Below are 20,734 nucleotides of genomic sequence, written 5' to 3'. Positions count from 1 at the left end.
GCCTTTGAACGACTCAGTTGGATGTGATCCTTTCCATCGTCGGCGGCGACTGTAAATTGGCGTAACGCGTGCGCAAGGTCTCGATAAACGACTCGCCCGAACGTTGGTCACCATAGAGGTAGATCTTGTGCAGGCCGCCAAAGACCATCTCGTGGTACCGGCTGGCGACCTCTTCATCGCTCGGCCCGTCCGGCAAGCCCAGGTGCAGTGTCAATTTGTCGCCTTCAACCGCGAACATTGGCGTTTCCCATAGAAATTTCGCCGTCCCGGTCTTGGGTAGCCGCACGAACAGGTAGGCGTGGTTGCCCAACGAATCAATGTCGCCACCGCGCCTTCTTTTCCACTTCAGCAAACCGTCATCCGGCCGCGCCAGGCACAGGCCAATGTCGTAATAATCGAAGCCATGTTGCAACGCCCACTCCAGCGCCATGAAGGTGGTGATGGAGTTCACCTCACGCAGTTTTTTCGCATCTGAAAACACCGCTTCGCTATAACCAAAACGCAGGGTGCTCCAGTAGCGCTTGCCACCGCGCGTGACTTCACAACCCAGGTGGCAACCGATCACTTCGTCGCCCAAGGTGATGAGGTCCAGGCGCCCGACGCTCTTGGCAATGCGGAACACATCATCCGTGGGAAACTGCGCAGCATGAATACCCTGCCTGGCCGTGGCATAGGGGCGCAGTAACTGGCTGTCAGCCATTGCGATTTCTTCATCCGACAGCGTCTGCCTCATCTGATAAAGCGGCCGGTTCTTGCGAATGCTACGGCGCAGCTCGCTGTCGTAGCGGGCGGTAATGTCATCCAGCGTTCGCCCCAGTGGTACCACGGCACTCAGGTAGTGCGGCACGGACAACGCCCCTGTGGTGGGCATTTCACTCACCACCACCACATGGTTCGACGCGTCTGGCTCTGCACTGCTGCCGGCAACCGGAGCGTTGCCCGGAGCCTTGCCACCAATCAGCAGCTTTGCCATCTCGCGCTGCTGCTTGCGCCCGATGTAGAGGATTTCGTAGGGGCTTTCCTGCTGCAGCCTGAACCTGGTGACCTCCCACCGCCAGACACAGGCTCGGCCAAGCACTTCGCGGACTTGGCTGGCAAGCAGCCTGATCTCGTAGCGCGTCGAAGGAGAGATGAGTTTTCGTGCCACCGCTGCCAAGTGCTGTTTCATTCTTCTTCGACGTCCTTTGATGTTGTCTATGGGCAGATCAGAACAAGATCATAATTAGCTGTAATAAACACACCCAACGCACTGATATACAAAAGATTACTATCGAAACTTCACTCTCACATTCAGTAACAATTTAAGATGCCAGGCAACGGTTTGGCAAGCGGCACTTTGACAGCATGCCAATCTATTTTATGACGTCAAAAAACGCTTTTTATTTTGATGATCGTGTGACGCTAACACATGACGCCTGTTGAGTTGCAGGCAATACCGGGTTACCACCTGGTTATTAACCAATACCGTTTGATGCTCTCTCCTCATAAAGGAGCATCGACATGCCAACCCTTTCAACGCTCGAACCGCATCAAACGCTACTGGAAACACAATTGCCCACCTGGGCACACTCAATAGCCCCGTCTCAATGGCACAGTTTGAGGCAAAGCCAACTACCGGCCTATTACACGCAGGCTTGGTTTGCCAACGCCGCCCCCGATCTTCGCCAGGCCGTGCAGCGTAGCCAGTCGCGCCTGCTGCGCTCGCAAAGCACCTTGGCCCGGGCCCTTGAGGGGCTTGAGCAAATCACTGCGTTCGCTGAGCCCCGGCTGACGGCACGCCTTGCCGAACACGGGTGCAGCGCCCCGCTTCGTGGCACCGAACTGCTTCGGGTAGAAAGCACCTGGCATTGGGCAGGCATGCGTTACCTGAACAGTCATCGTCGTGACACGCTGCTGCAGGCCGCGCTGCAGAACTTTGCCGATGACGAACGCTTCAGCGCCCAGAGCGCCATTGCACCAAGCCACACGATCCAGGTCACACCCGTTCAGGTACGGGGCACCACAGTACTGGGCCCGCAAACACCCCCAGCGCACTTCCCGCTGGTGTCGGAGCGCTACCAGGTGGAGCGGCTGCCGCTCACACCCGCTGGCTTCGCCGCACTGTGCCGTTCGCTCGATTTGGGGCAGCAATACCAGGCCCATCTGCAGCAACATTTCGCTAAGCCACACGTACGCGAACAGGCGATCGCCGTGTACAAGGATAGGCTGCGCCTGGCCGCCGACCTGGCTTACATGCGTCATGTGCTCACCGGCACCGCGCGCGACCAGGTCGACCTGTTTCTGCAGGGCAACGAGATGCCTTGCTGGCAACTGGCGCTGTTCGGTATCACCTTGCATGAGGTGATGCTGATCGACACCGGCATCAGCGGGCTGCTGCTCTATTTGCCAGGCCACGACCAGGCCCTGCGTCAATGCGCCGACCTTGAGGCTGTACACGAGGCACTGGCGGCCCTGCTGCTGGAACCCACCGACCGGCAGGCGTTCATGGCGTACGTGGAGCAGGGTCAGCAGCAACACTTTCTTGACTTGCTGCACCAAAACCTTGACGCCTCAGGCGCTTCTGACAACGACAAGGCATGGCAGCGGGCCCCTGAGGCGGATTTGCGCCCCACACGGCTGGCAATCACCGAGGAACCTTTTGCTTTTTATCAGGCGCTGCACCTTGACCGCCTCAAGCGCGAAGCTCGCCAGCTGGCGGTGCCGACCGCCGAAGCCGACGCCACGGCGCGGGCAAACCGCCTGCAAGCGTGGGAAGACCTCGGCATGGACGCGCTCAACCTGGCCGGCTTCTTCATCCCCGCCGTGGGCACGCTGATGCTGGCGGTGACAGCGTGCCAACTGCTTGGCGAAGTGTACGAAGGCTATGAGGCCTGGCATCAGGGTGACCGCCACCTGGCATTGCGTCACCTGGAGGCGGTCGGCCTGAACCTGGCCCTGATCGGCGGGTTGGTGGTCGCTGGCCACGTGGTGCCGAAGTTGTTCAAAAGCCCGCTGCTGGAGAGCCTGCAGGAAGTTCGCAAGCCCGATGGCCGCTACCGGCTCTGGCAGGCAGACCTCACACCCTATCGCAGCCCCCTTGACTTGCCGCAGAGCGTGCACGCCAATGCTCAAGGCCAGTACCTGCACGATGGCCGGTATTTCATTCGCATGGATGGCCACCTCTACGAACAGCGCCTGGACACGCAGACACAGCAGTGGCGGCTTGTGCACCCACACGCGCAGGACGCTTGGCAGCCGCCTCTGGAGCACAATCAACAGGGTGCCTGGCGCGCAAGCCATGAACAGCCATCACAGTGGTCCTTCGCAATACTGGCTCGCCGCTTGGGGGAAAACTACGCAGCGTTCACACCCGAACAACTTGAGCTGGCTGGCCGCATGTGTGGGACCGATGCCGCGTACCTGCGCCGCGTGCACCTCGAAGGGCAGCCGCCACCGGCTTTGCTGCTCGACACCCTGCAACGTATGGCCGCGCAAGCGAAGGTGGTTGCGCTGGGCAACGACGCGCCGGGCAACCTGTTCGAACGGTTGTATAACGGCGATGCGCCCATCGAACCGGCAACACGCAGATTGCTGGAAGCCTACCCTCGCCTGTCGGCCGTACTCGCCAGGCGTCTGCTGGCGCCCCTGAGCGCCGCGCAATCCCTCGCCTGGGAAAACGACGCGGTGTTACCGGCCTGGCTGCGTCAGCAGGTTGAACACACGCACAGCGAACTGCCGCTGGTACGTGCCGTGGAAGGCGTGCTCGTTCCCGCTCGGGCCGATGCCGGTAGCGAACGCCTGCTGTTCAGTGCCCTTGATGGCTTGCCCGACTGGCCGCGCGATGTTCGCCTGGAGCTACGTGCGGGGAGCCCCGAAGGCCCTCTGCTTGAACATATCGGCAGCAACTCAGCAGGCCGTACCTGCCGAGTGATCAAAAGCGCAGAAGGCTATGAGGCTGACCTGGGGCAGCGCCCTGCCCCCGCCACGCGGGACATGGACCTGTGCCGCGCTGTGGAGCAGGCACTGCCGCACATCCAGCGCGACGCGCTGGCGATTGTCCAGGCCGATGGGCGTACGTTACGCCAGCGCGTCCTGGCTTGGGTCAACGACAACCGAGATGACCTTGCACAGCGCCTGTGGGGGCCTCGCGCCAGGCGTCGCGCCCGCTCAGTTCAACTGCGTGGAGGTCGCCCACTCGACCCGCAAGCCCCGCACCCGCGCCACACAGGTTCACTGGCCGGCGCCTATCGCCGCCTGTACCCCGATGCCACTGATTCGGAAATCGAAGATGTACTCGGAAGCGACCCTGAAGACAATGACCTTCGCTCACCGACACAAAGGCTGCGCGACCTGCAACAACGCCTGGATACCTTGCGCCGCAACCTGCAGGAATGGGCCCGCCCCGACCCTCAACGCCCGCACCAACGCCAGCGGGCGATCCGCCCAATCATCAACGCCTGGCGGCGTCTGTCGAGCGTGCCACTCGCAGGCGGGGGCCGGATTGCCAGCCTCGACCTCTCCGGCCTCGAACTGGAAAACCAGGACCTGGCCAGCCTGGCTCTGCCGGACGACTTCACCCATGTGGAGCACGTATCGCTGCACAGCAACCCTGCACTCAGCCAGCTCCCTGCAGAGCTCCTGGAGCGCTTTCCCAAATTGAAACGCTTGTTGCTGTCCAATTGCCGTTTCGACGCCCTGCCCCGTGTGGCCAACCCCGATCGATTGACCTGGCTTGATCTGGACAACAACCGCATCACCTGGGACAACCGCAACCAGGTAACCCTGAACCAGTGCGCCGGGCTTATCGTGTTGGACCTGTCGGGCAACCCGCTGCTGGAGGCGCCAGACCTGCACGGGCTTGAACACCTGAAAACCCTGTTCCTGTCCGAGTGTGGGCTGACCGAGCTGCCCCTTGGCTTGGACGTCATTACCGAACCGCTCGTCCTGGACCTGTCTGGCAACCAGTTCCAGCGGCTGCCGGTAGGTTTCAACATCCCCGGCCCGTCCGCCGAAGCCCTGTGCCTGGAAAGTGAGTGGCTGAGCGAAGGCATGCTGGCCCAGGTCGATGCTTACAATGTCGCCCATGAAGTCGATTTGCTGGTGTGTGAGGGGGACTATGCAGAGTTCTTCGAGGGGACGGGACCGGAACAGGCTGCGCTGTGGCAACGCTTGCCACTTCAGTACCGTCGCGACCTCAGGCCGTTGCTTGAAAACGATTTTTTCATAGCTCGCCCGCAACAAGCCCGCGCGGAGTTCTGGCGGCGTCTGGCAGCCATCGATGCTGACCCCGTGCTACGCCAGGAGTGGTTGATGCACCCGCCGCACAATCTGTTCCGCCTTCCCCTGTAGCGAGCGGCGAAAAGCGCCTGTTACCCAAGTGACAGGCGCTGCCTACGCGGGTTACGCGCTATCCAGCTTTGCAACTCGGCGGCCGGCATCGGCCGCCCCATCAGGTAGCCCTGCCCCTGATCGCAGCCGGCATTGCGCAGAAAATCGTACTGTTCCTGAGTTTCGATGCCTTCGGCAGTAATGCGATAACCCAAGGCATGCCCCAGGTCGATGATGGCACGGGCAATGGCCACCGCATCATCGTCTGCGGGCAGGTCCTTGATGAACGCGCGGTCGATCTTCAGGTGGTCGATAGGCAGCGCACGCAGGTAGGCCAGCGACGAATAACCGGTGCCGAAGTCATCCACCGCAGTGGCCACGCCCATGGCCTGCAGTTGCGCGAGTACCGCGCAGGCCTGCTGCTGGCTTTCCATCAACAGGCTTTCAGTAATCTCCACCTCCAGCAGATTGGCGGCCAGGCCATGACGCTCCAGGGCCATCGCCAGGCTCGATACATAGTCGCTGCGCTCGATCTGCAATGCCGCGACATTGATCGCCAACGGCCCGGGCAGGCAGTCATCCCGACGCCAGGTTGCCAGCTGCGCACAGGCCAGCTCCAGCACGCGCTCGCCCAAGGGAATGATCAACCCGGTACGCTCTGCCAAGGGGATGAACTCGGCCGGTGACACCAGGCCTGCTTGGGGGTCGCGCCAGCGCAGCAGCGCCTCGACACCTTCCAGCTTGCCGCTGAACAGGTCCACCTTGGGCTGGTACCAAAGTTCGAATTCATCATTGTTGAGCGCACGCCGCAGGTTGCGCTCCAATTCCAGGCGTTGCTGCAAGCGCGCAGTCATGTCCGGGTGATACGCCCGCCAGGTATTGCGCCCGCTTTCCTTGGCGGCGTACATGGCGGTATCGGCGTGACGCAGCAGGTTGTCGACATCCTCGCCATGCTGCGGGCACCAGGCCAGGCCAATGCTGCCGGTGACCAATGCAGCGTTACCTTTGAGGTCGAACGGCCGCTGCAGGCACCGCAGCACATGGCGCAACTGGTGGGTTACCTGGCCCTGTGTGCCCTGGAGCATGAACACGAACTCGTCACCGCCCAGGCGGCAGACGCGGTCGTGCAGGTCCAGCTCCTGCAGGAAGCGCGCGGTGGCTTGTTGCAGCAGCAGGTCGCCCATCGCGTGGCCAAGGCTGTCATTGACCTGTTTGAACCCGTCGATATCGAGCATCAGCACGGCCAGGCCATGCCCCTTGTCGATGGCCTCGGCCAGTTGCCGCTGGAACAGCACCCGGTTGGGCAACCCGGTAATGGTGTCGTAGTGCGCCAGGCGTTCGAACTGTGCCTGTGACCGGCGCAGTTCGTGGTTATGCTGCTGCAGTTGGCGCTGCTTGCCGTTGAGCCGCACGACACAGAGGCCGAGCAGGCCGATGGCGGCCAACGCCAACCAGAACAAGGGCGAAGCCAGCAGTGCGGTCGTCTGTGTATCGTCGCTTGGGGGAATGGAAGTGATCATAGGCCTGCTGACGCACCGGGTTAGCTCTGTATCGGCGCAGTGCAGGCAATGTTGAGCCAGACTGGTGTTTTTCCTGTGACCGGTGCATGCTCGAAGCTGAAGCGTTTCACCTGGCACGAACTCCGCTCAGATATGTGAGGTGCAGTACCCATGGACCGTCTGCTCGATTCACTTTTCCCGACCGCCGAGAACATCCCCGACACCTGGCGCCTGGAAGCTCCCCTGGAACAACGCGACTATTTGGTGAACGGCCAGCTCAGGCGCTGGGACGGCCCTCTGGCCACGGTGCGCAGCCCGGTCTGGCTGAAGGAAGCCGACGGCGAGCGCCAGGTCATTCTCGGCAGTGCCCCGCTGCTTGACGCCGACACCGCCCTCACCGCGCTCGACGCTGCCGTGCAGGCCTACGACAAGGGCCGTGGCGCCTGGCCGACGATGCGCGTTGCCGAACGCATACAGCACGTCGAAAGCTTCCTGGCGCGCATGCGCGAGCAGCGCCAGGCCGTGGTCAAGTTGCTGATGTGGGAGATTGGCAAGAACCTCAAGGACTCGGAAAAAGAGTTCGACCGCACCTGCGACTACATCGTCGACACCATCAATGCGCTCAAAGACCTCGACCGCCGCTCCAGCCGCTTCGAGCTCGAACAGGGCACCCTCGGCCAGATCCGCCGTGCCCCCCTGGGCGTGGCATTGTGCATGGGGCCCTACAACTACCCCCTGAACGAAACGTTCACCACGTTGATCCCGGCGCTGATCATGGGCAACACCGTGGTGTTCAAGCCGGCCAAGTTTGGCGTATTGCTGATCCGCCCGTTGCTCGAAGCCTTCCGCGACAGCTTCCCACCGGGGGTGATCAACGTCATTTATGGCCGCGGCCGCGAAACCGTCAGCGCGCTGATGGCCAGCGGCCTGGTCGATGTGTTCGCCTTCATCGGCACCCACAAGGCCGCCAGCGACCTGAAAAAACTACACCCGCGCCCGCACCGCCTGCGCGCGGCCCTGGGCCTGGACGCCAAGAACCCCGGCATCGTGTTGCCCCAAGTCGACCTGGACAACGCGGTCGAAGAGGCCGTGACGGGCGCCCTGTCATTCAACGGCCAGCGCTGCACGGCGCTGAAAGTACTGTTCGTCCACGAAGACGTAGTCGACGCCTTCCTGGAAAAATTCCAGCGCAAACTCGCCACGCTCAAACCTGGCATGCCATGGGAACCCGGTGTGGCGCTGACACCACTGCCGGAACCGGGCAAGGTCGACTACCTCGATGGCCTGGTGGCCGATGCCACGGCCAAGGGCGCTCGGGTCATCAACGAGGGCGGTGGGCAAAGCCGCGGTTCGTTCTTCTACCCCGCCCTGCTGTACCCGGTGAGCCATGACATGCGCGTGTACCACGAGGAGCAGTTCGGCCCAGTGGTGCCAGTGGTGCCCTATCGCGACCTGGAAACCGTCATTGACTACGTGCTCGACTCCGACTACGGCCAGCAACTGAGCCTGTTCGGCAACGACCCAGCGACCATCGGCAGCCTGGTGGACACCTTTGCCAACCAGGTCGGCCGCATCAATATCAACGCGCAGTGCCAGCGCGGGCCAGATACTTACCCGTTCAACGGCCGCAAGAACAGTGCCGAAGGTACCTTGTCGGTGCATGACGCCCTGCGCGTGTTCTCGATCCGTACGTTGGTGGCGACCAAGTTCCAGGAGGCCAACAAGACGCTGATCAGCGAGATCATCCGCAATCGCCAATCGAGTTTCCTGACCACCGATTACATCTTCTGACGGCCGCCGTTATAGAAAATCGGTCTAGCGCCACTGTCGATTTTCCATCTGTGCAAACGACTCTAAGCAAAAAGGCGCCAACCGGCGCCCGTTTCAAAGGAGAGCGAACATGGCAGCCAAACCCATCCCCGAAGGCCAGCACAGCATCACCCCCTACTTGGGCATCAACGACGCCGCCAAGGCCATCGAGTTCTACAAGAAAGCCTTTGGCGCGGTCGAGATGTTCCGCCTCGACGCCCCGGGCGGTCGCGTGGGGCATGCTGAATTGAAAATCGGCGATTCGTCGCTGATGCTCGGCGACCCCTGCGACATGGAAGGTGGCCTTACCGCCAGCCAGAAACTCCCGGGCGCGGCGGTAGGCCTGCACCTGTATGTCGAAGACTGCGACAAGGTCTATGCCCAGGCCCTGGCATGCGGCGCCACCCAGCTGCGCAAAGTGACGGACCAGTTCTATGGCGACCGCAGCGGCACCCTCAAGGACCCGTTCGGCAATATCTGGTTCGTCTCGACCCACAAGGAGGACCTCAGCCCTGACGAGATTCGCGCCCGCGCCGCGCAGATGTTCAGTGGTCACTGAGCGGCGCGTTTTGTACCCGCTCTGATTGGTCGCGCCTCTGTCTTGTGATGCGCCTGCGGGAAACATCCGGTGGAGGGCCTTTTGCCCTCACCGGATACAGGCGAACAGGCCACGATGAAGTGTCCCGACGGATCAACGCTGTTCATTGGGTCTTTCTGGCGGTATGCATGCATTCCTCCCCCCTTTGCCAAAAGGGCTAAGCCCGTCGGGGCTTGTAAACCGCATAATCTGAGGGCTGTAGTTTCGGTAGCCGTTGCCCAGTGGATAACGTTCCGTCACCCGGTCCGAGCGTTCACCGTTGTAAGCCTGTAAAAGATTTACAGATGGCCAAAGCCCCCCGTAAGCAAGCATTGCTGTTTTTTTCATTTGGCCATACGCCCCTCATAGCGTTCGTTTATCGTCCAATCGGAACTTCGCAAACGTCTCCGATTAGTTTCTTTGCTTAGGCCGCATGCTGAAGCGTCACCCGCTCATCTTCAACTCGTAGAATTGACAGTACCCAAATCTGAAGCTAAGCGGCACTGAACTGCTACTGGCTTGTTGCGAGGCACTCCGGCCAAAGGAAGATCCACCGCAACGCCAGCCAGGCTAGCAAACATGACTCAACTGGTTGAAAGCGGCTCAACTTTGCTTGAAGCTTGAGGCTCGTAGCTTGGAGCTGCCCCTTAATGCGAATCATCGATAAGACCGCCGCGCAGGTCCGCAGCCTGACCCCCGCTGAAGAAGAGCTGCTGGTCGGTTTCAACACAGGCACGCTCGCTGGCCCTCGCCTGCTGCAGGCCAACCAGTTGCTGATGAAGGTGCGTAACGCCAACCAATGGCTGGCCTGCGACTGCCGCAAGGACGCGCTGCCGGTGCTGAACGTGACCCTCAACGGCAACACCGGCACGCTGTTCCTGAAAAACAACCCAGGCACTGCCGAGCATGCGCCTGGCTGCCCGTTCACCAAGGACGAGCGTGAAGCTGCAGAACGCGAAGACGACCCCGCCCCACCTGCGGCCTGGCTGCCACCTGATACGCCATTGCGCCTGATCGGTGACTTTCGCCCGGCCCAGGACAACAGTGGCAGTGAGGGCACTGACCGGCGCGAACAACAACGGCTGTTGTCGCTGCTGCTGACCTGGATCGAGATCAGCGGCTTGAACCTCTACGCCACCCACCTGAAAAAAGACCTCACCGGGCAGTTTGCCGAGCTGCGCAGCGTCGCCAGCCGCTACCCGCTGCTAGAGCGGGTACCGGCCAGCAACTACCTGGAAACCCGGCTGGACATGAAGCACATGATGATGCTCAAGGCCCGCCTGCGCGAGGCGACGGTGTTCGGCAATCATCGTCGACATGGCCTGATGCTGGACTGCGTCGACCAGATCAAAGGGCGCAAGCTGTTCAATAGCCGCAGCGAGGACGGGTTCGACTTCCAGGGCCACCACCTGTATTGGGGAGGCAGCCGTGCAGCCGGGCCGCTCTTGGCGTTGGCGCTGTATTCGCCTGCTAGTGCTGGCAGCCACTTTTACGAGCTGATCCATGTCGCCAGCGTGCCCGTGCTGTCACGCGCCCACCTGTTCCCGGTGTACCGCGATGAAGAGCGTGAGCCACTCAAGGCGTTGGTGTCGCTGATCGACTGGATGGCCAGCAAAGGCGTGAAGGTCCAGATGCGTCGACCGGTGATCGGCGGGCAGGTGATGGATGAGCTGGTGCTGACCTCGGATCAGGACCGGGTGCTTTCGGTGTCGCTACTGGAGCAGCCAATTGGCCCGGAGCCGGATGCCGAGAACTTCAAGCGCTATGCCGACTTCAAGAGCCTGGAAACCTTCCGCAAGTATGTGGCGGGCTTCTTTATGCGTGAGCGCTAAGCACCCCAGCGCTACGCGCAACCTGTAGGAGCAGCCTTGCGCTGCGAAGAGGCCAGTGAACATAACCAAGATCAAGGGTGCTGTCGCCGGCCTCTTCGCAGCGCAAGGCTGCTCCTACAGGTCACCCCAGAAATAGCTTGTATGCTGGGTTTTCGGTCTCATCCCAATAACGGTAGCCCATCTCATCCAGCGTCTGCGGCAACGTCGCCAGCTCATCCCCTGGCACTTCCAGCGCAGCAAATACCCGCGCCTCCGCTGCACCATGGTTACGGTAATGGAACAGGCTGATGTTCCAGCGTTTGCCCAACCGCTCCAGGAACCCCAACAGCGCCCCTGGCCGCTCCGGGAACTCGAAGCGCAGCACACGCTCATCCGCCCCCGGCGCAGCATGCCCACCCACAGTGTGGCGCACATGCAGCTTGGCCAGTTCGTTGTCGGTCAGATCGAGTACGCTGTAACCCTGCTCGGCAAGGTTGGTCAGCAGGTTTTCCCGAGGGTCGTGCAGCGGGTGCGTCTGCACCCCGACAAACAAACGCGCTTCCTTGCCCGGGTAATAGCGGTAGTTGAACTCGGTGATCTGGCGTTTACCCAGTGCCTGGCAAAATGCGCGGAAACTACCTGGCTGCTCAGGGATGGTCACGGCGATGATCGCCTCGCGCTGTTCACCCAGCTCGGCCCGCTCCGCCACATGGCGCAGGCGGTCGAAATTGACGTTGGCCCCGGAGTCGATCGCCACCAGGGTTTGGCCCTGCACGCCTTCGCGGGCCACGTATTTCTTGATGCCGGCCACGGCCAGGGCACCGGAAGGTTCAGTGATCGAGCGGGTGTCGTCGTAGATGTCCTTGATTGCTGCGCACAGTTCGTCGCTGTTGACGGTGATCACTTCATCGACGAAGTGCCGGCACAGCTCAAAACAGTGAGCACCGACCTGCGCCACCGCCACGCCATCGGCAAAGGTGCCGACTTGCGGCAGGATCACCCGCTCGCCCGCGGCCAAGGCCGCCTGCAGGCAATTGGAGTCCTCCGGCTCGACGCCGATCACCTTGACCTCGGGCCGCAGGTATTTCACGTAGGCCGCAATGCCCGCCACCAACCCACCACCGCCCACCGGGACGAAGATCGCATCCAGTGCACCTGGGCGCTGGCGCAGGATCTCCATGGCCACGGTGCCTTGACCGGCGATCACGTCTGGGTCATCGAACGGCGGTACGAAGGTGGCACCTTCGCTGTCGGCCAATTGCAGGGCGTGGGCCAGTGCATGGGGGAAGCTCTCACCGTGCAGCACCACATGGCCACCACGCGAGCGCACGCCCTCCACTTTCAACGAGGGCGTGGTGGTTGGCATGACGATGGTGGCTTTCAGCCCCAGGTGCGAAGCCGCCAGCGCCACGCCTTGGGCATGGTTGCCGGCGGACGCGGTGATCACCCCGCGCTCGCGCTGGGCGGGCGTCAGCCGTGACAGGCGGGTGTAGGCACCGCGGATCTTGAATGAGAAGGTGGGTTGCAGGTCTTCACGCTTGAGCAACACCTGGTTACCCAGGCTGGCGGACAGTGCTGGCGCTGCCTGCAGCGGCGTTTCGATGGCCAGGTCGTACACCGGTGCGGCGAGAATACGCCGTACCTGTTCCGACAGCAGTTGCTGTGGCGTGACAGGGGTACGCAGGTTGGCGCTGAAGCTGGTCATCGATGACTCCTTGGCTATTTTCACGTTGCCCAGGAGTCAGAGAGTAAAAACCCGCCTCCAGGGCGGGTTAGGTGCACGTACGCGCTAGCCCGCCAAACTGATAATGGCGGTAATAATAATGGCGTTCACATGCGGGAAGGTATTCATGGGGTAGGAACTTATCCCGCCGCAGGGCAGCAAGTCAACACTTTGCCTGCTGCGCCGAAAGCGGCACATCGAACACCTTGTCGAACCCCCACTGGAAAACGAACGCATACACGAAGAAGAACACGAACAGCGCCAGGTTGGTCAAGAAGGCCGCCCACAGGCTGACATCGAGCCACCACGCCACCAGCGGCAGCAGAATCACCACCAGCCCGCCTTCAAAGCCCAAGGCATGCAAGACCCGGCGCATGAAGGTGCGTTCGCGTTGCGGCTGACGCGCCTCCCAACGCTCGAAACCCCAGTTGAATGCCATGTTCCAGCTCATGGCGATCCCCGACATCAGGACGGACAACACCGCCGACTGAGCCATCCCGGCGCCAAACGCCAGTTCCAGCGCGGGTGCCACGCAGGCAACGGCGATGGCTTCGTAAAGAATGGCCTGGACGATCTTGCGGGCCTTGCCTTGCATGTTCAACTCCCTGAAATACGATCTGCCAAACGACACGATTTGGCCCACAAGAGTACCAGTGCGATGCGCGCGGGCAAACCGGCACTGCGGCGCATGGGCGTGAGGCTAGCGGCAAGGTTTGGTTCGTGCTGTGGACGAGTCGTTTCGCCGAAAGCAGCAGCTAGCAGGCTAGGCCTTTCGCGGGCAAGCCCGCTCCCATAGGCTCGCCGCCTCACTTCAAAAGTGTGCGTTCCTGTGGGAACGGGCCGGCACAGCCAACCTACCCACCCGCCGGCAAACGAATCCTGAACTGCGCCCCACCCAGCGCCGATTGCGCCACCGTCAGTGTGCCCCCCTGCCCTTCGATGGCGCGTCGACTGATTGCCAACCCCAAGCCAAACCCACCGGTATTGCGATCACGGCTACGGTCCAACCGGTAGAACGGCTGGAAAATCCGCTCACGCTCCTCGACCGGGATACCAATCCCGTCATCCTCGACCGTCAGCAGGCAGGCACCGTCATCCTCGAGCCGCAACCTCAGCAGCAGGCTTTCGTCGCAATATCGCATGGCGTTGCGAACCAGGTTCTGCACGGCCCGCGCGGTCAACCGGGGGTCGAGTACAAAGCGTGGCAGTTCACGCTCGGCCCGCACTTCCCATTGGATGCCACGGCTGTCGAGCTCTTCGGCAAAACTGCCCAGCACGCTGTCTACCAGCTCCAGCAGCGATACCTCGACCCGCTCGCGCGCCTGGTCGGCGTTGTACAAACGGCTGTAGGACAACAGCTCCAGCACCAGTTCATCCAGTTCACGCACATGGCCAACCAGCTCCAACAACCGCTTGCGGCTGGCAGCCGGCACTTCGTCGAACAACAGCACCAGGCCGAAGTCAAGGCGGGTCAGCGGGGTACGCAGCTCGTGGGACACGGCATTGAGCAGCTCGCGCTGCTGGTTGACGTGGCGTTCCAGGTCGCTGGCCATGGTGTCGAACACCCCGGCCAGCTCACCGATGTTCGAGTGCGGCGAGATGTGCGTACGTTCTGCCATCTGCCCCTGACCCAGGCGTCGAGCGGTTTCCTTGAGCCGCTCCAGGTCGCGCCAGTGCGGCCACACCCACAGCAACAGGCAGCCGAGCATGGCTGCACCGATCAACACCGTCACGCCCCAGGACAGCACGTTGATGTCCAGTGGATCAGGCGGCGCATGCAGGCGCACCAGCCAGTCCTTGTCGAGCGGTGCCAGCACCGTCTCGTAATAACCCCAGTCTGCGATGCGCACGGCGTACAAGCCATGTTCCAGCCGGGCCTGTTCATCCGCGCTGAGGTCGGCCTGGTCCATGCGCAGCAGCTTGACCTCAAGCGGTGCGAAGGCATTGGCCAGGTCTCGCTCCACCGCTGGCCACTGCTGTTGCGGGGCCTGGTGGAACTGGCGGACGATCAGCGACTGCACGCCTTTGGTCTGGTCCAGGTTGTACGCCATGAAGCGTTCATGGAACAGGCCGACGATGGAGTCAGGGATGAACAGCAGCGCACCGGCGTAGGCGACGATGATCAACAGGTACAGGCGCACCAGGATCTTCAGCATGCTCGGTCAGCACTCCCACTCGACACGGCTGAACAGGTAGCCTTTGCCCCACACGGTCTTGATCTTGCGCGCCTCGCCAGCACTGTCGTCGAACTTGCGGCGCAGCTTGGAGATGGCGACGTCCACCGAACGGTCGGTGCCGTTGAACTCGATGCCGCGCAGTTGCTGCAGAATGCGGTCGCGGTTCAGCACTTCGCCCGCGTTGCGCGCCAGCACCACCAGCAAGTTGTACTCGCCGCTGGACAGTTCCACCTCTTCGCCGCGCCAGCTCACGGTGCGCTCGGCCAGGTCGATGCGCAGGCCACCGATCTGGATCAAATCGCTGTCCAGGCGTGGCTCATTGACGCTGCTGCGGCGCAACAACGTGCGCACACGGGCCAGCAGCACACGGGGCTCGCAGGGCTTGGTCACGTAATCGTCCGCGCCCATCTCCAGGCCCAGCACCTGATCGTGGCTGTCGTCACGGGCGGTCAGCATAAGGATCGGCAAGCTCTGCGATTCCTGGCGCAGCAAGCGGCACAGTTGCAGGCCATCGATGCCGGGCAGCATCAGGTCGAGGATCACCAGGTCGGGCTTTTGCCGGCGAAACGCGTCCAGCACGTGGTCGCCGCGGGCGATCACCTGGACATGGAAATCATTGCGTTGCAGGTAGCTGGCGATCAGTTCGGACAAGGCACTGTCGTCTTCGACCAATAAAAGGTTTGGCATAAGCGCTTTGACACAAGAGGAAGTCCAGGCAGGATATAGAATCCTACGCCGAGGCAGGACGCTTCTTCACACTTTTTCACACTCGCCCTACAGGTATTAACAGCCACCAAGGGAACGCCTGCCGTAGCATACACCGCGTCATCATCGGAAGATCCGTATGCCTACTAGCCTCCCCCCTCGCCTGCGCCCCGTGGCGCTTCTGGCGTTTCTGAGCATATCCCTGACCGGCTGTGGCGACAGCGCCGAGCAGGACGAAAAAGAGCCCACCCCGCAGGTGCGCGTCGAAACCCTGCAACTGCAGCCGCTGGCCATCAGCAGCGAACTCAGCGGCCGTATCCTGGCACCGCGGACTGCGGAGGTGCGCGCACGTGTAGCTGGCGTGGTGCTCAAGCGGGTCTACCGCGAGGGTAGCGACGTCAAGCAAGGCGACGTGCTGTTCCTCATCGACCCGGCGCCGTTCAAGGCCGACCACGACAGCGCCCGCGCCACCCTGGCCAAGGCCCAGGCCAACTTGTATCAAGCGCGCCTGCAAGAGCAACGCTACCGCGAGCTGGTCGACGACAAGGCCGTGAGCCGCCAGGAATACGACAATGCCCGGGCCAGCTTCCTGCAGGCTGACGCCGAAGTTGCCGAGGCCAAGGCTGCCCTGGAGCGGGCCCGCCTGAACCTGGGTTATGCCACGGTGACCGCGCCCATTTCCGGGCGCATCGGCCGCGCGCTGGTAACCGAAGGTGCACTGGTCGGGCAGAACGAGACCACACCCCTGGCCACCATCCAGCAACTGGACCCAATTCATGCCGACGTCACCCAGTCGACCCGCGAGCTCAACGCCCTGCGCCGTGCTCTGCGAGCCGGCGAGCTGCAACAGGTCGGCGACGGCCAGGCTCGCGCCACGCTGATTCAGGACGACGGCAGCGCCTACCCGCTGCCCGGCAAGCTGCTGTTCTCTGACATCAGCGTCGACCCGAGCACCAACCAGATCACCCTGCGCAGCGAGTTCCCCAACCCGGACCTCGACCTGCTGCCGGGCAGCTATGTGCGCGTGCGCCTGGAACAAGCGGTGCAGCCCAAAGGCCTCAGCGTGCCGCAGCGCGCCATCCTGCGCGACAGCGCCGGTGTGCCGAAAGTGCTGGTGGTCGACCCGCAGGCCCGCGTCAGCGACCGCCAGGTCGTGCTGGGCAGCGCCCAAGGCGACCGCTGGGTGGTCAGCGAAGGCCTGGCGCCCGGTGAACAAGTGGTTATCGAAGGCCTGCAACACGTCAAGGCCGGCGACCAGGTGCAGGTCGAAGCGAGCCAGGGCACAGCGCCCGGCGCGCCGCCGATCGCACAGCACAACCGCCAGTGAGGGGCTGATTGATGCCGCACTTTTTCATTGACCGCCCCGTGTTCGCCTGGGTGGTCGCGCTGTTCATCCTGCTCGCTGGCGCCTTGGCCATTCCGCAATTGCCGGTGGCCCAGTACCCCAACGTGGCCCCGCCGCAAGTGGAAATCTACGCCGTGTACCCAGGCGCCTCAGCGGCGACCATGGACGAGAGCGTGGTCAGCCTGATCGAGCAGGAACTCAACGGCGCCGACAATCTGCTGTATTTCGAGTCGCAAAGCAGCCTGGGCAGCGCCACCATCACCGCCACCTTCGAACCTGGCACGCACCCGGACCTGGCTCAGGTCGATGTGCAGAACCGCCTCAAGGTGGTCGAGTCGCGCCTGCCTCGCCCCGTGACCCAGCAAGGCCTGCAGGTGGAGAAGGTGTCCACCGGCTTCCTGCTGCTGGCCACCCTGACTTCGGAGGACGGCAAGCTCGACGAAACCGCCCTGTCGGATATTCTCGCGCGCAACGTGATGAACGAGATCCGCCGCCTGAAGGGCGTCGGCAAGGCCCAGCTGTATGGTTCTGAGCGTGCCATGCGGATCTGGATCGACCCGAGCAAGCTGATCGGTTTCAACCTCACGCCTAACGATGTGGCTGATGCCATTGCCGCGCAAAACGCCCAGGTCGCCCCTGGCAGTATTGGTGGCCTACCCGCCCGCGGCACCCAGGAAATCACCGCCAACGTGCTGGTCAAGGGCCAGCTGAGCACGCCAGAGGAGTTCGCGGCCATTGTCCTGCGCGCCAACGCGGACGGGTCTACAGTGACCGTCGGCGATGTCGCCCGGGTTGAGATCGGTGCCCAGGAGTACCAGTACGGTACGCGCCTTAACGGCAAGCCCGCGACCGCGTTCAGCGTACAGCTGGCCCCCGGCGCCAACGCCATGGAAACCGCCGACCTGGTGCGGGCCAAGATGCAGGAGTTGTCGCGCTACTTCCCGGAAGGCGTCAAATACGACATCCCGTATGACACCTCGCCCTTCGTCAAGGTGTCGATCCAGCAGGTGATCAACACGCTGTTCGAAGCCATGCTGCTGGTGTTCGCGGTGATGTTCCTGTTCCTGCAGAACCTGCGCTACACGCTGATCCCGACCTTGGTAGTGCCGGTGGCGCTGATGGGCACCTTCGCCGTGATGCTGGCCATGGGCTTCTCGGTCAACGTGCTGACCCTGTTCGGTATGGTCCTGGCCATCGGCATTCTGGTCGACGACGCCATCGTGGTGGTAGAAAACGTCGAGCGGATCATGGCCGAAGAAGGCCTGCCGCCCAAGGAAGCCACGCGCAAGGCCATGGGCCAGATCAGCGGGGCGATTGTCGGCATTACCCTGGTGCTGGTGGCCGTGTTCCTGCCGATGGCCTTCATGAAAGGGTCGGTGGGCGTGATCTACCAGCAGTTCTCGGTGTCGATGGCGGTGTCGATCCTGTTCTCGGCGTTTCTCGCCCTCAGCCTGACCCCAGCACTGTGCGCGACTTTGCTCAAACCGTTGGGCAAAGGCGAGCACCACGAGCGCAAGGGCTTCTTCGGCTGGTTCAACCGACGCTTCGACAGCATGAGCAACGGCTATCAGCGCTGGGTGGTGCAAGCGCTCAAGCGCAGCGGTCGCTACCTGCTGGTGTACGGCGTGCTGCTGGCCGTGCTGGGCTATGGCTTCAGCCAACTGCCCACGGCGTTCTTGCCCACCGAAGACCAGGGCTACACCATCACCGACATCCAACTACCGCCAGGCGCCAGCCGCATGCGTACCGAACAGGTGGCGGCGCAGATCGAAGCGCACAATGCGGAGGAACCCGGTGTCGGCAACACTACGCTGATCCTCGGCTTCAGCTTCTCTGGCAGTGGGCAGAACGCGGCACTGGCGTTCACCACGCTCAAGGATTGGTCCGAGCGCGGTGCCGATGACAGCGCCCAGTCGATTGCCGACCGCGCCACTATGGCCTTCACTCAGCTCAAGGACGCCGTGGCCTACGCCGTGCTGCCACCACCCATCGATGGCCTGGGCGAGTCGACCGGTTTTGAGTTCCGTCTGCAGGACCGTGGCGGCATGGGCCACACCGCGCTGATGGCCGCCCGCGATGCGTTGCTGGCGGGTGCAGGCAAAAGCAAGGTGCTGACCAACGTGCGCGAAGCGTCGCTGGCCGAAAGCCCGCAGGTGCAACTGGAAATCGACCGTCGCCAGGCCAATGCCCTGGGGGTGTCGTTCGCCGACATCGGCGCGGTACTGGATACCGCCGTCGGCTCCAGCTACGTCAACGACTTCCCCAACCAGGGCCGTATGCAACGGGTGGTGGTGCAGGCCGAAGGCGACCAGCGTAGCCAGGTCGAAGACTTGCTGAAAATCCATGTGCGCAACAGCAGTGGCAAGATGGTGCCGCTGGCGGCCTTCGTCCAGGCGAAGTGGGTCAGCGGCCCAGTGCAGCTGACCCGCTACAACGGTTACCCGGCGGTGTCTATTTCCGGTGAACCGGCGGCGGGCTACAGCTCGGGTGAAGCCATGGCCGAAGTCGAGCGCCTGGTCGCGCAACTGCCGGCCGGCGCAGGCCTGGAATGGACCGGCCTGTCGCTGCAGGAGCGGCTGTCCGGCAGCCAGGCGCCGATCCTGATGGCGCTGTCGCTGCTGGTGGTGTTCCTGTGCCTGGCTGCGCTGTACGAGAGCTGGTCGATCCCCACCGCCGTGCTGCTGGTGGTGCCGCTTGGGGTACTCGGTGCGGTGCTGGCAGTCACCCTGCGGGGCATGCCCAATGACGTGTTCTTCAAGGTCGGCCTGATCACCCTGATCGGCCTGTCGGCCAAGAACGCGATCCTCATCATCGAGTTCGCCAAGAGTTTGGTGGACCAGGGTGTCGATGCCGTCGATGCCGCGGTACAAGCCGCCCGCCTGCGTCTGCGGCCGATTGTGATGACCTCGCTGGCGTTCATCCTCGGCGTGGTGCCCCTGGCGATCGCCACCGGCGCCAGCTCGGCCAGCCAGCAAGCGATTGGCACGGGTGTGATCGGCGGCATGCTCAGCGCCACCCTGGCGGTGGTGTTCGTGCCGGTGTTCTTCGTCGTGGTGATGCGCCTGGCCGGGCGCGGTCGCGGCGCTAAAGCCGAGGCGACTCCAGCGCTTGACGCACGCTGACTGGACAAGCACCGCATGACATGGGAGGGTTCCTGGCATTGACTGCCCGGAACCCTTTTTCATGCCTGCTGCCCTGCCCCCCTGTTCCATTCTCATCCTCGCCGGTGGCCGCGGCCAGCGCATGGGCGGCCGCGACAAGGGCTTGCTGGCCTGGCAAGGCGAGCCATTGGTGGCGCATGTGCAACGCGTGGTACGCCCGCTGAGCGATGACCTGATCATTTCCTGCAACCGCAACCAGGACGCCTATCGAGCCTATGCTGACCAGTTGGTGGGCGATGCAGCCCCCGATTTCCCTGGGCCGTTGGCCGGGGTGATCGCAGGCCTGGCGGCGGCGCGGCACGCATGGGTGGTGGTGCTGGCCTGCGATGCACCGCTGATTGATCGGCCGTTGATCGAGGACCTGCTGCGGCTGGCGGTGGCCGGCGACAGTGCGGCGATGGTGCGCCAGGCAGGCTACTGGCAGCCGATGTTCAGTGTGCTGCCGCGCAAGGTGTTGCCGGTGCTGGAGCAGGCGTGGGCGGCCAATGAGCGAAGCTTGCAGAAGGCCCTGCTGAAAGGGGCTGTGCAAGCGCTGGTGTGTGCCAAGGATGATCCGCGTTTGAGCAACTTCAATAGCCCGGAAACTCTGCAAAACTGACGCACGCCGCACGGCAAACTTG

Annotated in this window: 14 protein-coding genes; 7 read left to right on the top strand and 7 right to left on the bottom strand. The window is 62.8% G+C overall.

Annotated features, from left to right (window positions below; translation table 11 throughout):
- Positions 1 to 13: 13 nt before the first annotated feature.
- Positions 14 to 1,168 carry a GNAT family N-acetyltransferase gene (locus QOS90_RS19285; RefSeq protein WP_085273386.1) on the bottom strand — a complete coding sequence of 385 codons (1,155 nt, stop codon included), beginning with the start codon at positions 1,166 to 1,168 and terminating at the stop codon, positions 14 to 16.
- A 428-nt stretch (positions 1,169 to 1,596) separates the two neighbouring features.
- Between QOS90_RS19285 and QOS90_RS19280 the strand changes: the two genes are divergently transcribed.
- Complete coding sequence (locus QOS90_RS19280; protein WP_256577419.1) at positions 1,597 to 5,328, top strand: leucine-rich repeat domain-containing protein; 3,732 nt, start codon at positions 1,597 to 1,599, stop codon at positions 5,326 to 5,328.
- Between the two features lie 20 nt (positions 5,329 to 5,348).
- Here the strand turns inward: QOS90_RS19280 and QOS90_RS19275 are convergent, their stop codons facing one another.
- Positions 5,349 to 6,827, bottom strand: a complete 1,479-nt coding sequence (locus QOS90_RS19275) for a putative bifunctional diguanylate cyclase/phosphodiesterase (RefSeq protein WP_085273388.1) — start codon at positions 6,825 to 6,827, stop codon at positions 5,349 to 5,351.
- A gap of 150 nt (positions 6,828 to 6,977) precedes the next feature.
- On the opposite strand from QOS90_RS19275, the gene QOS90_RS19270 reads away from it, so the two are divergent.
- Together QOS90_RS19270 and QOS90_RS19265 are read left to right on the top strand one after the other, a co-directional pair.
- A complete protein-coding gene (locus QOS90_RS19270) occupies positions 6,978 to 8,597 on the top strand; it encodes an NADP-dependent glyceraldehyde-3-phosphate dehydrogenase (RefSeq protein ID WP_085273389.1) in 1,620 nt (539 codons plus the stop codon).
- 109 nt (positions 8,598 to 8,706) lie between these two features.
- Entirely contained in the window at positions 8,707 to 9,174 is a 468-nt protein-coding gene (locus tag QOS90_RS19265; protein WP_027596756.1) for a VOC family protein, read from the top strand.
- A 132-nt stretch (positions 9,175 to 9,306) separates the two neighbouring features.
- Here QOS90_RS19265 and QOS90_RS19260 read toward each other — a convergent pair whose 3' ends face one another.
- On the bottom strand, positions 9,307 to 9,525 hold the full coding sequence (locus QOS90_RS19260; protein ID WP_256215394.1) for an RHS repeat-associated core domain-containing protein: 219 nt from the start codon (positions 9,523 to 9,525) through the stop codon (positions 9,307 to 9,309).
- A gap of 317 nt (positions 9,526 to 9,842) precedes the next feature.
- Here QOS90_RS19260 and QOS90_RS19255 point away from each other — a divergent pair, with 317 nt between their 5' ends.
- A complete protein-coding gene (locus QOS90_RS19255; protein ID WP_027596755.1) occupies positions 9,843 to 11,024 on the top strand; it encodes a DUF8534 domain-containing protein in 1,182 nt (393 codons plus the stop codon).
- A 121-nt stretch (positions 11,025 to 11,145) separates the two neighbouring features.
- Here the strand turns inward: QOS90_RS19255 and ilvA are convergent, their stop codons facing one another.
- From ilvA to QOS90_RS19235, 4 genes are all read right to left on the bottom strand, one after another.
- Positions 11,146 to 12,708, bottom strand: coding sequence for a threonine ammonia-lyase, biosynthetic (gene ilvA, locus QOS90_RS19250; RefSeq protein WP_027596754.1), 1,563 nt, complete (start codon positions 12,706 to 12,708; stop codon positions 11,146 to 11,148).
- Between the two features lie 181 nt (positions 12,709 to 12,889).
- Positions 12,890 to 13,321 (bottom strand): PACE efflux transporter, encoded by a 432-nt coding sequence (locus tag QOS90_RS19245; RefSeq protein ID WP_027596753.1) that lies wholly within the window; start codon positions 13,319 to 13,321, stop codon positions 12,890 to 12,892.
- A 259-nt stretch (positions 13,322 to 13,580) separates the two neighbouring features.
- On the bottom strand, positions 13,581 to 14,882 hold the full coding sequence (locus tag QOS90_RS19240; protein WP_027596752.1) for an ATP-binding protein: 1,302 nt from the start codon (positions 14,880 to 14,882) through the stop codon (positions 13,581 to 13,583).
- A gap of 6 nt (positions 14,883 to 14,888) precedes the next feature.
- Positions 14,889 to 15,590, bottom strand: a complete 702-nt coding sequence (locus QOS90_RS19235) for a response regulator (RefSeq protein ID WP_027596751.1) — start codon at positions 15,588 to 15,590, stop codon at positions 14,889 to 14,891.
- Positions 15,591 to 15,747: 157 nt separating this feature from the next.
- Here QOS90_RS19235 and QOS90_RS19230 point away from each other — a divergent pair, with 157 nt between their 5' ends.
- From QOS90_RS19230 to mobA, 3 genes are all read left to right on the top strand, one after another.
- Positions 15,748 to 16,935, top strand: coding sequence for an efflux RND transporter periplasmic adaptor subunit (locus QOS90_RS19230; protein WP_085273390.1), 1,188 nt, complete (start codon positions 15,748 to 15,750; stop codon positions 16,933 to 16,935).
- A gap of 11 nt (positions 16,936 to 16,946) precedes the next feature.
- Complete coding sequence (locus tag QOS90_RS19225) at positions 16,947 to 20,075, top strand: multidrug efflux RND transporter permease subunit (RefSeq protein WP_085273391.1); 3,129 nt, start codon at positions 16,947 to 16,949, stop codon at positions 20,073 to 20,075.
- A 61-nt stretch (positions 20,076 to 20,136) separates the two neighbouring features.
- Positions 20,137 to 20,712: a molybdenum cofactor guanylyltransferase MobA gene (mobA, locus tag QOS90_RS19220; protein ID WP_027596748.1), complete on the top strand. Its 576-nt coding sequence runs from the start codon at positions 20,137 to 20,139 to the stop codon at positions 20,710 to 20,712.
- The last annotated feature ends 22 nt before the right edge of the window (positions 20,713 to 20,734 follow it).

Origin of the sequence: Pseudomonas sp. LAIL14HWK12:I10 (assembly GCF_900184205.1) — a bacterium.
GTDB lineage: Bacteria > Pseudomonadota > Gammaproteobacteria > Pseudomonadales > Pseudomonadaceae > Aquipseudomonas > Aquipseudomonas kermanshahensis.
Note: the sequence above shows the minus strand (reverse complement) of the source record. Positions and strands in the feature narration are given on the sequence as shown.

Coding starts and splice junctions, on each gene's coding strand:
- QOS90_RS19285 (WP_085273386.1), bottom strand. CDS start 1,168: ATGAAACAGCACTTGGCAGCGGTGGCACGAAAACTCATCTCTCCTTCG.
- QOS90_RS19275 (WP_085273388.1), bottom strand. CDS start 6,827: ATGATCACTTCCATTCCCCCAAGCGACGATACACAGACGACCGCACTG.
- QOS90_RS19270 (WP_085273389.1), top strand. CDS start 6,978: ATGGACCGTCTGCTCGATTCACTTTTCCCGACCGCCGAGAACATCCCC.
- QOS90_RS19265 (WP_027596756.1), top strand. CDS start 8,707: ATGGCAGCCAAACCCATCCCCGAAGGCCAGCACAGCATCACCCCCTAC.
- QOS90_RS19260 (WP_256215394.1), bottom strand. CDS start 9,525: ATGCTTGCTTACGGGGGGCTTTGGCCATCTGTAAATCTTTTACAGGCT.
- QOS90_RS19255 (WP_027596755.1), top strand. CDS start 9,843: ATGCGAATCATCGATAAGACCGCCGCGCAGGTCCGCAGCCTGACCCCC.
- ilvA (WP_027596754.1), bottom strand. CDS start 12,708: ATGACCAGCTTCAGCGCCAACCTGCGTACCCCTGTCACGCCACAGCAA.
- QOS90_RS19245 (WP_027596753.1), bottom strand. CDS start 13,321: ATGCAAGGCAAGGCCCGCAAGATCGTCCAGGCCATTCTTTACGAAGCC.
- QOS90_RS19240 (WP_027596752.1), bottom strand. CDS start 14,882: ATGCTGAAGATCCTGGTGCGCCTGTACCTGTTGATCATCGTCGCCTAC.
- QOS90_RS19235 (WP_027596751.1), bottom strand. CDS start 15,590: ATGCCAAACCTTTTATTGGTCGAAGACGACAGTGCCTTGTCCGAACTG.
- QOS90_RS19230 (WP_085273390.1), top strand. CDS start 15,748: ATGCCTACTAGCCTCCCCCCTCGCCTGCGCCCCGTGGCGCTTCTGGCG.
- QOS90_RS19225 (WP_085273391.1), top strand. CDS start 16,947: ATGCCGCACTTTTTCATTGACCGCCCCGTGTTCGCCTGGGTGGTCGCG.
- mobA (WP_027596748.1), top strand. CDS start 20,137: ATGCCTGCTGCCCTGCCCCCCTGTTCCATTCTCATCCTCGCCGGTGGC.